This window comes from Streptomyces sp. NBC_00667 (assembly GCF_036226825.1).
Lineage (GTDB): Bacteria > Actinomycetota > Actinomycetes > Streptomycetales > Streptomycetaceae > Streptomyces.
Genome location: NZ_CP109022.1, coordinates 5,073,854 through 5,087,253 on the forward strand (window position 1 = coordinate 5,073,854; position 13,400 = coordinate 5,087,253).

At 70.0% G+C, this 13,400-nt stretch carries 11 protein-coding genes; 8 read left to right on the top strand and 3 right to left on the bottom strand.

Annotated elements, in window-relative coordinates; translation table 11 throughout:
* Positions 1 to 16 precede the first annotated feature (16 nt).
* On the top strand, positions 17 to 1,987 hold the full coding sequence (locus OHA81_RS23550) for an ATP-dependent DNA helicase (protein ID WP_329198906.1): 1,971 nt from the start codon (positions 17 to 19) through the stop codon (positions 1,985 to 1,987).
* 147 nt (positions 1,988 to 2,134) lie between these two features.
* Here OHA81_RS23550 and lexA read toward each other — a convergent pair whose 3' ends face one another.
* Positions 2,135 to 2,926, bottom strand: a complete 792-nt coding sequence (gene lexA / locus OHA81_RS23555) for a transcriptional repressor LexA (protein ID WP_329198907.1) — start codon at positions 2,924 to 2,926, stop codon at positions 2,135 to 2,137.
* A 469-nt stretch (positions 2,927 to 3,395) separates the two neighbouring features.
* Between lexA and nrdR the strand changes: the two genes are divergently transcribed.
* Positions 3,396 to 3,911: a transcriptional regulator NrdR gene (nrdR, locus tag OHA81_RS23560; protein WP_329198908.1), complete on the top strand. Its 516-nt coding sequence runs from the start codon at positions 3,396 to 3,398 to the stop codon at positions 3,909 to 3,911.
* Between the two features lie 135 nt (positions 3,912 to 4,046).
* Positions 4,047 to 6,947 (top strand): vitamin B12-dependent ribonucleotide reductase, encoded by a 2,901-nt coding sequence (locus tag OHA81_RS23565; RefSeq protein ID WP_329198909.1) that lies wholly within the window; start codon positions 4,047 to 4,049, stop codon positions 6,945 to 6,947.
* A 127-nt stretch (positions 6,948 to 7,074) separates the two neighbouring features.
* On the opposite strand, the gene OHA81_RS23570 is transcribed toward OHA81_RS23565, so the two are convergent.
* Positions 7,075 to 7,434, bottom strand: coding sequence for a MerR family transcriptional regulator (locus OHA81_RS23570; protein WP_329198910.1), 360 nt, complete (start codon positions 7,432 to 7,434; stop codon positions 7,075 to 7,077).
* Between the two features lie 71 nt (positions 7,435 to 7,505).
* Between OHA81_RS23570 and OHA81_RS23575 the strand changes: the two genes are divergently transcribed.
* From OHA81_RS23575 to OHA81_RS23595, 5 genes are all read left to right on the top strand, one after another.
* On the top strand, positions 7,506 to 8,315 hold the full coding sequence (locus tag OHA81_RS23575) for an amidohydrolase family protein (protein WP_329198913.1): 810 nt from the start codon (positions 7,506 to 7,508) through the stop codon (positions 8,313 to 8,315).
* Between the two features lie 147 nt (positions 8,316 to 8,462).
* Positions 8,463 to 9,311, top strand: a complete 849-nt coding sequence (locus OHA81_RS23580; protein WP_329198914.1) for an arylamine N-acetyltransferase family protein — start codon at positions 8,463 to 8,465, stop codon at positions 9,309 to 9,311.
* A gap of 32 nt (positions 9,312 to 9,343) precedes the next feature.
* Complete coding sequence (locus tag OHA81_RS23585; protein ID WP_190186214.1) at positions 9,344 to 9,949, top strand: YdbC family protein; 606 nt, start codon at positions 9,344 to 9,346, stop codon at positions 9,947 to 9,949.
* Positions 9,950 to 10,021: 72 nt separating this feature from the next.
* Entirely contained in the window at positions 10,022 to 10,681 is a 660-nt protein-coding gene (locus tag OHA81_RS23590) for a histidine phosphatase family protein (protein ID WP_329198916.1), read from the top strand.
* 11 nt (positions 10,682 to 10,692) lie between these two features.
* Positions 10,693 to 11,607, top strand: coding sequence for an ADP-ribosylglycohydrolase family protein (locus tag OHA81_RS23595; RefSeq protein WP_329198918.1), 915 nt, complete (start codon positions 10,693 to 10,695; stop codon positions 11,605 to 11,607).
* Positions 11,608 to 11,756: 149 nt separating this feature from the next.
* Here the strand turns inward: OHA81_RS23595 and OHA81_RS23600 are convergent, their stop codons facing one another.
* A complete protein-coding gene (locus OHA81_RS23600) occupies positions 11,757 to 13,310 on the bottom strand; it encodes an MFS transporter (RefSeq protein WP_329198920.1) in 1,554 nt (517 codons plus the stop codon).
* Between the last annotated feature and the right edge of the window lie 90 nt (positions 13,311 to 13,400).

A 13,400-nucleotide genomic window follows, 5' to 3' on the forward strand; every position in this document is an offset into this window, starting at 1 on the left:
TAGGGTTGGCATTGCTATGACGAAGCCCTCCCTCCCCGACCTGCTGCACGCCGCCGTCTCCGCCGTCGGCGGCACGGAGCGGCCCGGCCAGGTGGCCATGGCCGAAGCCGTCGCCGAAGCGATCGACGAGAACTCCCACCGGCTGATCCAGGCCGGCACCGGCACCGGTAAGTCCCTCGGCTACCTGGTGCCGGCCCTCGCGCACGGCGAGCGCGTCGTCGTCGCCACGGCGACCCTGGCCCTCCAGCGGCAGCTCGTCGAGCGCGACCTGCCCCGGACGGTGGAGGCGCTGCATCCCCAGCTCCGCCGCCGGCCGCAGTTCGCCATGCTCAAGGGACGTTCCAACTACCTGTGTCTGCACCGGCTCCATGAGGGTGCGCCGCAGGACGAGGAGGAGGGCCTCTTCGACCAGTTCGAAGCGGCCGCTCCCACCAGCAAGCTGGGCCAGGACCTGCTGCGCCTGCGGGACTGGGCGGACGAAACAGAGACCGGCGACCGCGACGACCTGACGCCCGGCGTGTCCGACAAGGCGTGGGCGCAGATCTCCGTCTCGTCCCGTGAGTGCCTGGGCGCGACGAAGTGCGCCTACGGAGCCGAGTGCTTCGCCGAGGCCGCCCGCGAGCGGGCGAAGCTCGCGGACGTCGTCGTCACCAACCACGCCCTCCTCGCGATCGATGCCATCGAGGGCGCCCCCGTGCTGCCCCCGCACGAGGTACTGATCGTGGACGAGGCCCATGAACTCGTCTCCCGCGTCACCGGCGTCGCCACCGGTGAGCTCACCCCGGGCCAGGTGAACCGGGCCGTCAAGCGCGCGGCCAAGCTCGTCGACGAGAAGACCGCCGACTCCCTCCAGACCGCATCGGAGTCCTTCGAACGCGTCATGGAGCTGGCCCTGCCCGGCCGGCTGGAGCAGATTCCCGAAGACCTCGCGTACGCGCTGATGTCCCTGCGCGACGCCGCGCGCAACGTGATCTCCGCGATCGGTTCCACCCGCGACAAGTCCGTCCAGGACGAGGACGCCGTCCGCAAGCAGGCCCTGGCCGCGGTGGAAAGCGTCCACGCGGTGGCGGAGCGGATCGTCCTCGGCTCGGAGTACGACGTCGTCTGGTACGAACGCCATGACCGTTTCGGGGCCACCCTGCGGGTCGCTCCCCTCTCGGTGTCCGGCCTGCTGCGCGAGAAGTTGTTCGAAGACCGGTCGGTGGTCCTCACCTCCGCCACGCTCAAACTCGGCGGCGACTTCAACGGCGTCGCCGGCTCGCTCGGCCTGTCGCCGGAAGGCGTGGGCGGCGACGACGTGCCCGTCTGGAAGGGGCTGGATGTCGGCTCGCCCTTCGACTACCCCAAGCAGGGCATCCTCTACGTCGCCAAGCACCTGGCCACCCCTGGCCGCGAGGGAACCCGCGGCGACATGATGGACGAGCTGGCGGAGCTGATCGAGGCGGCCGGTGGCCGGACCCTCGGGCTGTTCTCCTCCATGCGCGGCGCCAAGGCGGCCGCCGAGGAGCTGCGCGGACGGCTGTCGAACCCGATCCTCCTCCAGGGGGAGGAGACGCTCGGTGAGCTGATCAAGGCGTTCGCCGCGGATCCGAAGACCTGTCTGTTCGGCACGCTGTCGCTGTGGCAGGGAGTGGACGTGCCCGGGCCCAGCTGCCAGCTGGTGATCATGGACCGGATCCCGTTCCCCCGCCCCGACGACCCGCTGATGAGCGCCCGGCAGAAGTCGGTCGAGGAGCACGGGGGCAACGGCTTCATGGCGGTCGCGGCCACGCATGCCGCCCTGCTGATGGCCCAGGGCGCGGGCCGGCTCGTACGGGCTACCGGGGACCGGGGTGTCGTCGCGGTCCTCGACCCGCGGTTGGCCACGGCTCGCTACGGAACCTTCCTGCGCGCCACCCTGCCGGACTTCTGGTACACCACGGACCGCAACCAGGTCCGCCGCTCGCTGGCCGCGATCGACGCTTCGGCGCAGGCGGACGGCAAGTAGTCCGACGGGCATGAAGGGGTTCGGCGGTCCCGAAGCAGTTCGACGGGCACGGTAGGCAGCCCGACGGCCGGCGGCCCCCGGCCTCACGGCACGAAGCAGCTCCGGGACCGGCGCAGAGGTCCCGGAGCTGGATGGGGGCGACGGGTGTCAGACCCGGCGCAGAACGGCGACGACCTTGCCGAGGATGGTGGCTTCGTCGCCGGGGATGGGCTGGTACGCGGCGTTGTGCGGAAGCAGCCAGACGTGGCCGTCCTCGCGCTTGAACCGCTTGACGGTGGCCTCGCCGTCCAGCATCGCGGCGACGATGTCGCCGTTCTCCGCGACGGGCTGACGGCGGACGGTGACCCAGTCGCCGTCGCAGATGGCCGCCTCGATCATCGAGTCACCGACGACCTTGAGGACGAAGAGTTCGCCGTCGCCGACCAGCTGGCGGGGGAGCGGGAAGACGTCCTCCACCGACTCCTCGGCGAGGATCGGGCCGCCGGCGGCGATCCGTCCGACCAGGGGAACGTAGGAGGCGGCGGGCTTGCCGGTGGTGTCGGTGGGCTGCGAGCTGGGCTGGTCCGAGCCGCGCACCTCGTAGGCCCGCGGGCGGTGCGGGTCGCGCCGCAGGAACCCCTTGCGCTCGAGGGCCATCAGCTGGTGGGCGACCGACGACGTGCTCGACAGGCCGACCGCCTGGCCGATCTCGCGCATCGACGGCGGGTAGCCCCGGCGCTGCACCGAATCGCGGATGACCTCGATGACCCTGCGCTGCCGGTCCGTGAGCCCGGAGCTGTCGGCGCGAATGCCTGGAGGTCGCCCTGGCAGCGAGCGTGCGGGGCGCACGGACTCCGCCTCCGGGTTCTGACGTGCGTCGTTCATGGCATGCACCGGCTCAACTCGGCTCTGGGAGCGGTTCTGGGCAGTGATGGTGGCACTGTCTGCGGTCGTGGTCACGTCGGCCCCTCTCGAAATGTTCTCCCTAGCTGGACAACGGTAGTTGCTTTCGAAAGGTTGCGCCAAACACACGTTCGAGTGAAATATCGCAGATGGTCCACCTGGAGCACATCGAGAGGTGTATGGACCGACAGTCAGACCGAACGCGGGTTCGGCTGCTCCCATGCCGCCTACGGTACCCTTCCGGGTCGGATCGTCACCGGGCGGGCCGCGCCCAGTGTGGCACCGCCGGCCCCGGGAACCCTGCATCGGAGCCCGCGACACGCGGCGGGCAGTAAATCCACCACAACCCAAGATCTAGTGGTTGGATGAGCGCTGCCACCCAGAAGTTGTGGTCCCGGGTCCGCTCGGACTCCCGGCATCGCATATGCTGGTGGCTGCTTCACCAGCCCCCGGCAGAGCCTCGTTCCTGCCGCTCAGGGGCCCGGTGGGGTGATCAGTCGTGCCTAAGAGGGAGGGTGAGGGAACCATGCACTGCCCCTTCTGCAGGCACCCCGACAGCCGGGTCGTCGACAGCCGCACCACCGATGACGGCACGTCGATCCGCCGACGCCGTCAGTGCCCCGACTGCTCCCGTCGTTTCACCACGGTGGAAACGGCCTCGCTGATGGTGATCAAGCGCAGCGGTGTGACCGAACCCTTCAGTCGCTCCAAGGTCATCTCCGGCGTCCGCAAGGCGTGCCAGGGGCGCCCGGTCACCGAGGACGCCCTCGCCAAGCTCGGCCAGCGGGTCGAGGAGGCGCTGCGCGCCACCGGGAGTGCCGAGCTGACCACGCACGACGTGGGCCTGGCCATACTCGGCCCGCTGCAGGAGCTCGATCTGGTCGCGTACCTGCGGTTCGCGTCCGTGTACAAAGCGTTCGACACCCTTGAAGACTTCGAGACCGCCATCGCGGAGCTCCGTGAACGGCAGTCTCATCCCCATGAGTGCGAGCCGGGGGGGACCCCCGCGGTCGTCCCCGTGCCCGCCTCCGCCGCCGACTGACCGGACGGGCCGCAGCGCGGCCCCGGCCCGGTCGGTCAGGCGAGATTCGTAGATACGTAGATACAGACACACGGCACCGTGCTGCGGAATATCGCTGGCACATCAGGGCGTTTTTGCCCGCATATGGGAGGCGGCATGACAGAGACGGCGAGCGGCTCGGCACGAGGTTCCCGCGCCAAGGGAACCAAGGCTGCCAAGAGCGGCCTGCGGATCGAGCGCATCCACACCACCCCGGGCGTGCACCCGTATGACGAGGTGAGCTGGGAGCGCCGTGACGTCGTCATGACCAACTGGCGCGACGGCTCGGTCAACTTCGAGCAGCGTGGCGTCGAGTTCCCCGACTTCTGGTCGGTGAACGCGGTCAACATCGTCACCAGCAAGTACTTCCGCGGCGCGGTCGGCACCCCGCAGCGCGAGACCGGTTTGAAGCAGCTCATCGACCGGATCGTGAAGACCTACACGAAGGCCGGCGAGGACTACGACTACTTCGCCTCGCCCGCGGATGCCGAGATCTTCGAGCACGAGCTGACGTACGCCCTCCTGCACCAGATCTTCAGCTTCAACTCCCCGGTGTGGTTCAACGTCGGAACGCCCCAGCCGCAGCAGGTCTCCGCCTGCTTCATCCTGGCCGTCGACGACTCCATGGAGTCGATCCTCGACTGGTACAAGGAAGAGGGAATGATCTTCAAGGGCGGCTCCGGCGCCGGCCTGAACCTCTCCCGCATCCGCTCCTCCAAGGAGCTCCTCTCCTCCGGTGGCAACGCCTCCGGCCCGGTCTCCTTCATGCGGGGCGCCGACGCGTCCGCAGGAACGATCAAGTCGGGCGGCGCCACGCGCCGGGCGGCCAAGATGGTCGTCCTGGACGTCGACCACCCGGACGTCGAGGACTTCATCGCCACCAAGGTGAAGGAAGAGGAGAAGATCCGCGCCCTGCGCGACGCGGGCTTCGACATGGACCTGGGCGGCGACGACATCACGTCCGTCCAGTACCAGAACGCCAACAACTCCGTCCGCGTGAACGACGAGTTCATGACGGCCGTCGAGAACGGCACCGAGTTCGGCCTGCGTGCCCGCATGACCGGCGAGGTCATCGAGAAGGTCGACGCCAAGGCGCTCTTCCGCAAGCTCGCCGAGGCGGCGTGGGCCTGTGCCGACCCGGGCATCCAGTACGACGGTGTGATCAACAACTGGCACACCTGCCCCGAGTCCGGCCGCATCACCGCGTCCAACCCGTGCAGCGAGTACATGCACCTGGACAACACGTCCTGCAACCTCGCCTCGCTGAACCTCATGAAGTTCCTCCACGACGACGGCAAGGGCAACCAGTCCTTCGACGCGGAGCGCTTCGCCAAGGTCGTCGAGCTGGTCATCACCGCGATGGACATCTCGATCTGCTTCGCGGACTTCCCGACGCAGAAGATCGGCGAGAACACCCGCGCCTTCCGCCAGCTCGGCATCGGCTACGCCAACCTCGGCGCCCTGCTGATGGCCACGGGCCACGCCTACGACTCGGACGGCGGCCGCACCCTCGCCGCCTCGATCACCTCGCTGATGACCGGTACGGCGTACCGGCGCTCCGCCGAGCTGGCCGCGATCGTCGGCCCGTACGACGGCTACGCCCGCAACGCCGAGTCGCACAAGCGCGTGATGAAGCAGCACGCCGACGCGAACGCCGTCGCGCCGCGCACCGACGACCTGGACAACGCGATCTGGGCGGCGGCCACCGAGGCCTGGCAGGACGTCCTGCGCCTCGGCGAGAAGAACGGCTTCCGCAACTCCCAGGCCTCCGTCCTCGCCCCGACCGGCACCATCGGTCTGGCGATGTCCTGCGACACCACCGGTGTCGAGCCGGACCTGGCCCTGGTCAAGTTCAAGAAGCTCGTCGGCGGCGGCTCGATGCAGATCGTCAACGGCACCGTCCCGCAGGCCCTGCGCCGCCTGGGCTACCAGGAGGAGCAGATCGAGGCGATCGTCTCCCACATCGCCGAGCACGGTGTGGTCGTCGACGCCCCGGGCCTCAAGACCGAGCACTACTCGATCTTCGACTGCGCCATGGGCGAGCGTTCCATCTCCCCGATGGGCCACGTGCGCATGATGGCCGCGATCCAGCCGTGGATCTCCGGCGCGATCTCCAAGACGGTCAACATGCCGGAGTCGGCGACCGTCGAGGAGATCGAGGAGATCTACTTCGAGGCGTGGAAGATGGGCGTCAAGGCGCTCGCGATCTACCGCGACAACTGCAAGGTCGGCCAGCCCCTCTCCGCCAAGAAGAAGGAAGAGGAGAAGGAGGAGGTCACCGCCAAGGCGGAGGACACCATCCGGGCAGCGGTCGAGAAGGTCATCGAGTACCGCCCGGTCCGCAAGCGCCTGCCGAAGGGCCGCCCGGGGATCACGACCTCGTTCACGGTCGGCGGCGCCGAGGGCTACATGACCGCGAACTCCTACCCGGACGACGGCCTGGGCGAGGTCTTCCTCAAGATGTCCAAGCAGGGTTCCACCCTCGCGGGCATGATGGACGCCTTCTCGATCGCCGTCTCCGTCGGCCTCCAGTACGGCGTGCCGCTGGAGACCTACGTCTCGAAGTTCACGAACATGCGCTTCGAGCCGGCCGGCATGACGGACGACCCGGACGTGCGGATGGCGCAGTCGATCGTCGACTACATCTTCCGCCGCCTGGCGCTGGACTTCCTGCCGTTCGAGACCCGCTCGGCGCTCGGCATCCACACCGCCGAAGAGCGTCAGCGCCACCTCGACACCGGCTCGTACGAGCCGATGGACGAGGAGGAACTGGACACCGAGTCGCTGGCCCAGTCGGCCCCGCTCGCGGCCGTCCCCTCGGAGCAGCCGAAGCCTGCCGTTGCCGCCCCGGTCACGGTCCCGGCTCCGAAGACGGCGCACTCCAGCGCCGAACTCGTCGAGATGCAGCTCGGCGTCTCGGCCGACGCCCCGCTGTGCTTCTCCTGCGGTACGAAGATGCAGCGCGCCGGCTCCTGCTACATCTGCGAGGGCTGCGGCTCGACCAGCGGTTGCAGCTGATCGTGAGCCCTCGTAGGGCGTGAATCAGCAGCTCGGGTGGGGTGTCCGCACAACGCGGACACCCCACCTGCGTTTTGCCGACGCGGCTGTCCTGCCGGGTGCGGCCGTGTCCCGGCGCACCGTGCTGCTATGCGGCTCGTTCTGCTTCCGTGATGGCCAGCTGCAGGGTTTGGCGGGCTCGTGCCAAGTCCTGCGCGCGCTGGTCGAGGCGGGCGAGTTGGGCGCGGAGTTTGTCCAGCACTCCCGGGCACGGACGGAGGGAGCCGTCGGCGAGTGCACAGGGCAGCACCTGCCGGATCAAACTGGTGGGCAGCCCGGCCGCCAGCAGGGAGCGGATCTGCCTGACCCTCTGCTCGGCCGCATCGTCGTAGTCGCGGTATCCGTTGGCCTGGCGAACCGAGGTGAGCAGGCCGACGCGTTCGTAGTAGCGGAGCAGGCGCTCGCTCGTCCCGGTCCGTTTGGCCAACTGCCCGATCAACATCGCCATCTCCGCCGGCTTGACCTTGTCATGGTGTCAGCCTTCAACGATGGGACGGGCGGCGGCATTCCGTCACCGTCATGGGCCGTGACCAGGAGCATCCGTTGATCATCGATGCGCACAGCCACGTCCACGATCCCGTGGACAGCCACATCGCCCTGCTGGACGAGGCAGGAGTCGACCGTGCCGTGCTCTTCGGCACCCGGCCGCATCCGGAGCGGGCCACCGATCTGGCCTCGTTCCGGCACGAGATGAGTGTGCTGGACGAGACGATCAGCGGACGCTCCGACGGACCGGACGGCTACGAGGCCGCACGGGAGGAACACGCCTCGGCATGCGCGGCGCATCCCGACCGTTTCATCGGCTTCGGCAAGGTCCGCCTGGAGCTGCCGGCTCAGCAGATCGCGGCGGAGGTCGAGCGGGAGGTCGTCGGCCGGGGCTTTCGGGGGATCGGTGAGCTGACTCCGCCACCGGGCGGGGCCGGTCTGATCGAGCCGGTCCTGCGGGCGGCCGCCGATCACGGTGGGCTGCCGGTCGTCGTGCACGGGTTCGCGCCGACCACGGCGTCAGACCTGGCGGCCCTCGCCGCTCTCGCGCGCCGCCACCCGAGCGTTCCCCTGGTGATCAGCCAACTCGGCGGAACGAACTGGCTGACGGCCATCGAGCTGGCCCGGGACACCCCGAACATGTACCTGGAACTGTCGACGGCGAACATCATCTTCGCGGTGCGGCTGGCCATCGGCGAGGTGCCTGACCGCACGCTGTTCGGTTCGGACGCGCCCTATGGTGACCCGTTCCTCGCCCGCGCCACCGTGGAACGAGTGACCAGCCCGGGAGCGCTGCGCGATCGCGTCCTCGGCGGCACCCTCGCGGAGTTGCTCGACCTCTGAGCGCACGACCGGGGGCGCGGGGGGCCGGAGGGCGGCGCGGGGCCAGGGGTGAAGGGGGTGGCGGGTGCGGGGCCGCGGGACGATCATGGTGCGGGGGCGTGGTGATCGCCGCGGCTCCCGGATTTCACACGGGGGAGTGGGAGAGCCATGTGGAGCGGTGACGAGCTGGACCTCGACGCGTATCTGGCGCGGATCGGCATCGGGGAGGGCGGCGAAGGCGAAGGCGCGCGACGGGAACTGCGGCCCGACCTGGAGACGTTGTACGCAGTGCACCGGGCGCACACCGCCGCCATACCCTTCGAGAGCCTGGACGTCACGCTCGGCCGCCCCGTCGAGCTGGACGTCACCTCGCTGCAGGACAAGCTCGTGCACCGCCGCCGCGGCGGCTACTGCTACGAGCAGAACTCGCTGCTGGCCGCAGCCCTCCAGCGGATCGGCTTCGAGGTGGCCGGGCGCGGCGCCCGCAACAGGGCCCGCGGGGACACCCTGCTGCCGGTGACGCACGCCGTCCTCGTCGTCACCGTCGAGGGTGAACCCTGGCTGTGCGACGCGGGATACGGGTATCCCGGACCGTTCGAGCCCGTCCCGCTCGGGCGGCCCGGTGCCGAAGTGCGGCAGGGGGAGTGGACGTACGCCGTCCACCAGGAGGAGGACGGGCTCCTCGTCCTGCGCTGGCTGCGCGAGGGCACCTGGCGCGACCTCTACGCCTTCACCCCGCAGCCCTACCACCCCGTCGACTACGTGGTGCTGAACCACTACAGCTCCTCGCACCCGCGCTCGGCCTTCCTCGGCAAGGTCATCGTCCAACTGCCCGGCGAGGACGTGCGGGTGGCTCTCCTGGGCCGCGAGCTGACCCGCTGGTACCCGGACGGGCGGGTGGAGAGCCGGACCGTGACTGCCGATGAGGTGATCCCTTCGCTCGCCCGGGAGTTCGGCCTTCGGCTGTCCGAGCGGGACGCGGCTGATCTCGTGGGGATCTTCCGCGCCGAGGACTGACCCGGGCCGCGCCGGGCCCGTACGATGGCGCGGTGCTGGTCAAGTGGATTCGCTGCACGGTGACGGACCGACGCGGGTTCGAGCGTGGGCAGCGCAAATGGGCGGGGCTGCCGGGCGAGCCCGGATTCCGGGGGCAGGGCGGCGGATGGAGCCGGGGCCGGCAGGGGGTGGCGCACGTCTTCGCGTTCTGGGAGAGCCGGTCCTTCTACGACTCCTTCATGGCACGGTCGCACGACCGGCTGGCCGCCTCCCAGAACGGCACCTTCACCGACGCGCGGGTCACGCTCTTCGACTACCGCTTCGACGTGAAGACCGGTTTCGAGCCGCGTTTCTCCGACGCCGACGTGGTCCGGGTCGCCCACACCCGGGTGCGTGAGGGGCGGGTGGAGCACTTCGCACTGATGCAGGAGAAGGTCTGGAACCCGGCCATGGCAGGGTCGCCGGGCATGATCCGCGGCCTCTTCGGGGAAGCCCCGGGGCGGGAGTTCCTGGTGCTGTCGATGTGGCGGGCGGCCGCCGAACACGGCAAGTACCGGCAGGAGCGGGTCGAGCGGCTCTCGTTGCGCGCGCAGACCGAGGCCGACGTGGAGGCGCTGACCGGTGACGTCGTCGACCTCGAACCCTCGTGGACGGTATGACCGTAGGACGAGCGGCGCTCCGACCGGCGTGCCCGTTCGAATCACGCGCCGGTGGCCGAATAAGGTCGTGGAATGGTACGACCACGGCGCATCGTCCTCGTCCGGCACGGGGAATCCCAGGGCAATGCCGATGACACGGTGTACGAGCGGGAGCCCGACCACGCCCTGCGGCTGACGCCGACCGGGCGCGAGCAGGCCCGGCAGGCCGGCGCACGGCTGCGCGACCTGTTCGGAGACGAGCGCATCAGCGCCTACGTCTCCCCCTACCGCCGGACCCTGCAGACCTTCCGCGAGCTGGGGCTGGACCCGACGCGGGTCCGCATGCGGGAGGAACCGCGGCTGCGCGAACAGGACTGGGGGAACTGGCAGGACCACGACGACGTGCGCCTGCAGAAGGCCTACCGGGACGCGTACGGGCATTTCTTCTACCGCTTCGCGCAGGGCGAGTCGGGCGCCGACGTGTACGACCGGGTCGGGTCCTTCCTGGAGAGCCTGTACCGCAGCTTCGAGGCTCCCGACCATCCCGAGAACGTGCTGCTCGTGACGCACGGCCTGACGATGCGGCTGTTCTGCATGCGCTGGTTCCATTGGTCGGTGGCCGAGTTCGAGGCCCTGAGCAACCCCGGGAATGGTGAATTCAGGACACTCGTGCTCGGTCCGGACGGCCGGTACCGCCTGGACCGCCCGTTTGAGCGGTGGACCACACCGGAGCCTTACGACCTCGACGACTAAAGTGACGTGCGATGACCGCTGACTCCACTCCCGAGAGGCGCTACGCACGCGCCATGTCCAGCCTTCGCGGGCTGGCCCTGGGGGACGCCCTGGGCTCCCAGTACTTCGTCCCCGTGAACTACCCGCTGCTCAAGCGGCGCGAGCTGCCCGCGGGCAGCGAGACCTGGCAGTGGACCGACGACACCGAGATGGCCTGCTCGGTGATGGCCGTCCTCGCCGACCACGGGCGCATCGACCAGGACGCGCTGGCCGCCTCCTTCGCCCACCACCACGACTTCGACCGCGGCTACGGGCCCGCCGTCAACCGGATGCTGCGGCTCATCCGGGAGGGTGCGGACTGGCGCACCCTGGCGGCCGAGCTCTTCAACGGGCAGGGCTCCTGGGGCAACGGCGCCGCCATGCGCATCGCACCGCTCGGCGCCTGGTACGCGGACGATCCCGAGCAGGCCACGCACCAGGCGGAGATCTCCGCGTACACCACCCACCAGCACCGCGAGGCGGTGTGCGGGGCGATGGCCGTAGCCGCCGCGGCCGCGCTCGCGGCGGACGACGCCGGGCCGCCGAAGGCCGCCGACCTGCTGGACGGCGTGATCGCGCTGGTGCCGCGCAGCGCCGTGGGCGCGGGGCTGCGGCGGGCGCGGGACATGCTGGACTACGGCGACGCCACCACGGTCGCGGCGGTCCTGGGCTGCGGCCGGCGCACCAGCGCCCACGACACGGTGCCGTTCGCCCTGTGGTCGGCGGCGCGTTCGCTGGACGACTACGAGCGGGCGTTCTGGACCACCGCGCAGGTGGGCGGGGACGTGGACACGACGTGCGCCATCGTCGGCGGTGTCCTGGGCGCGCGCGGCGACGCGGCGCTGCCGCAGGCGTGGCTGGCGCGGACCGAGGCCCTCCCGGCGTGGCTGCCGGACGCGCCGCGCTGAGGGCCGGGACACCCGGCGCATAGTGCGGCGACGCGTGAGGAGGAGCCCCGGGCGCGCAACGCGGCCGGGCGAGTAAGGCGGCGACGCGCAATGCGGCCCGGGCGCGCCGGATGTTCCGGGGCGCCCGGGCCTGCGTACGGTTTGCCCGCTCAGGCCGTCGGACCGGCCTCGGCGGCGGTTCCGCTGAGGGCCTCCAGGTCGCTCTTGCGTACCCGGATCACCAGGAGCGCGGTCGCCAGGGCGAGCCCCGCCATCGCGACGGCCGCCAGGAAGGCGGTGGAGATGCCCTGTGTGAGGACGAGGTCGCCCCACGGGTCGGGCAGCCGATGGGTCTCCTTGAACGCGGCCAGCTGACCGGGGTCCGCCTTCGCCATGAAGGCCGGGACCTGCTTGGTGGCCTCGTCACGGCTCGCGGTGCCGAAGACGGTGACCAGGATGGACAGGCCGAGCGAGCCGCCGACCTGCTGGCTGGCGTTGAGCAGCCCCGAGGCCGCGCCCGCCTCGCGGGGTGCCACCCCGGAGACGGCGGTGAGGGTGAGGGTCACGAAGTTCAGGCCCATGCCGAAGCCGAACAGCACCATCGGCCCGAGCACCCCGGACACGTACGAGCTGTCCGTCTCGATGAAGCTCAGCCATGCCAGGCCCGAACCGGTGAGCGCGGACCCGGCGACCATGAACGGCTTGGGGCCGAAGCGGGGCAGGAACCGCTGCGAGAGCCCGGCGGCCGTGACGATGGCGACGGTCACGGGCAGGAAGCCGAGACCGGACTGGATCGGTGAGAAGCCGAGCACGTTCTGCACGAACTGGACGATGAAGAAGAACATGCCGAACATCGCCGCGGCCAGGCCGAGCATGATCACGTAGGTGCCGGCGCGGTTGCGGTCGGCGAACATCCGCAGCGGGATGATGGGTTCGCGTGCCCTGGACTCGATGACGACGAACAGCGCGAGCAGCACCAGCGCGGCGGCGAAGGAGCCGATCGTGAGCGAGTCGCGCCACCCGTCCTCGGACGCGCGGATGAATCCGTAGACCAGCGAGGCCATGCCACCGGTGGAGGTGAGCGCTCCGGCGATGTCGAAACGGCCCGGGTGGCGTTCCGACTCGCTGATGAACAGCGGCGCGAGGACGGCGATCAGGACGCCGATCGGCACGTTGACGAACAGGACCCAGCGCCAGTCGAGCCATTCCGTCAGCATGCCGCCGGCCAGCAGGCCGATCGCGCCGCCGCCGGCCGAGACGGCGGCGAACACGCCGAAGGCCCGGTTGCGTTCGGGACCTTCCGCGAACGTCGTGGTGATCAGCGCCAGCGAGGTCGGCGAGGCGATGGCGCCGCCGACTCCCTGGAGGGCGCGGGCGGCCAGGAGCTGCCAGGGTTCCTGGGCGAATCCGCCGAGGAGGGAGGCGAGGGTGAAGAGCAGGATTCCGGTCATGAAGACCCGGCGCCGGCCGAGGATGTCGCCGGCCCGGCCGCCGAGCAGGAGCAGGCCGCCGAACGTGAGGGTGTAGGAGCTGAGCACCCAGGAAAGGTCGGTGGTGGAGAAGGCGAGCGCGGTCTGGATGTGGGGCAGCGCGATGTTCACGATCGTCGCGTCGAGCACGACCATGAGCTGGCACGCGGCAATCACCGCGAGCGCCACACCGGGGCGGCCCGGGTGGCGGGCGGCTCCCGATATCCGCGGCTTGTCGAGTTGAACGCTTGTCACTGAGGATCCCCCCGAAGTGAAATAGTGAACGCATCCGTTCACTCGCGCACCACCGTAGGAGCTACATTTAGTGAACGCAAGCGTTCACTA

What these genes read in the sequence shown, in the direction of transcription:
- nrdR (WP_329198908.1), top strand. Translation starts at nt 3,396, where the DNA reads ATGCACTGCCCCTTCTGCAGGCACCCCGACAGCCGGGTCGTCGACAGC.
- OHA81_RS23590 (WP_329198916.1), top strand. Translation starts at nt 10,022, where the DNA reads ATGGTACGACCACGGCGCATCGTCCTCGTCCGGCACGGGGAATCCCAG.
- OHA81_RS23565 (WP_329198909.1), top strand. Translation starts at nt 4,047, where the DNA reads ATGACAGAGACGGCGAGCGGCTCGGCACGAGGTTCCCGCGCCAAGGGA.
- OHA81_RS23550 (WP_329198906.1), top strand. Translation starts at nt 17, where the DNA reads ATGACGAAGCCCTCCCTCCCCGACCTGCTGCACGCCGCCGTCTCCGCC.
- OHA81_RS23595 (WP_329198918.1), top strand. Translation starts at nt 10,693, where the DNA reads ATGACCGCTGACTCCACTCCCGAGAGGCGCTACGCACGCGCCATGTCC.
- OHA81_RS23580 (WP_329198914.1), top strand. Translation starts at nt 8,463, where the DNA reads ATGTGGAGCGGTGACGAGCTGGACCTCGACGCGTATCTGGCGCGGATC.
- OHA81_RS23575 (WP_329198913.1), top strand. Translation starts at nt 7,506, where the DNA reads ATGGGCCGTGACCAGGAGCATCCGTTGATCATCGATGCGCACAGCCAC.
- OHA81_RS23570 (WP_329198910.1), bottom strand. Translation starts at nt 7,434, where the DNA reads ATGGCGATGTTGATCGGGCAGTTGGCCAAACGGACCGGGACGAGCGAG.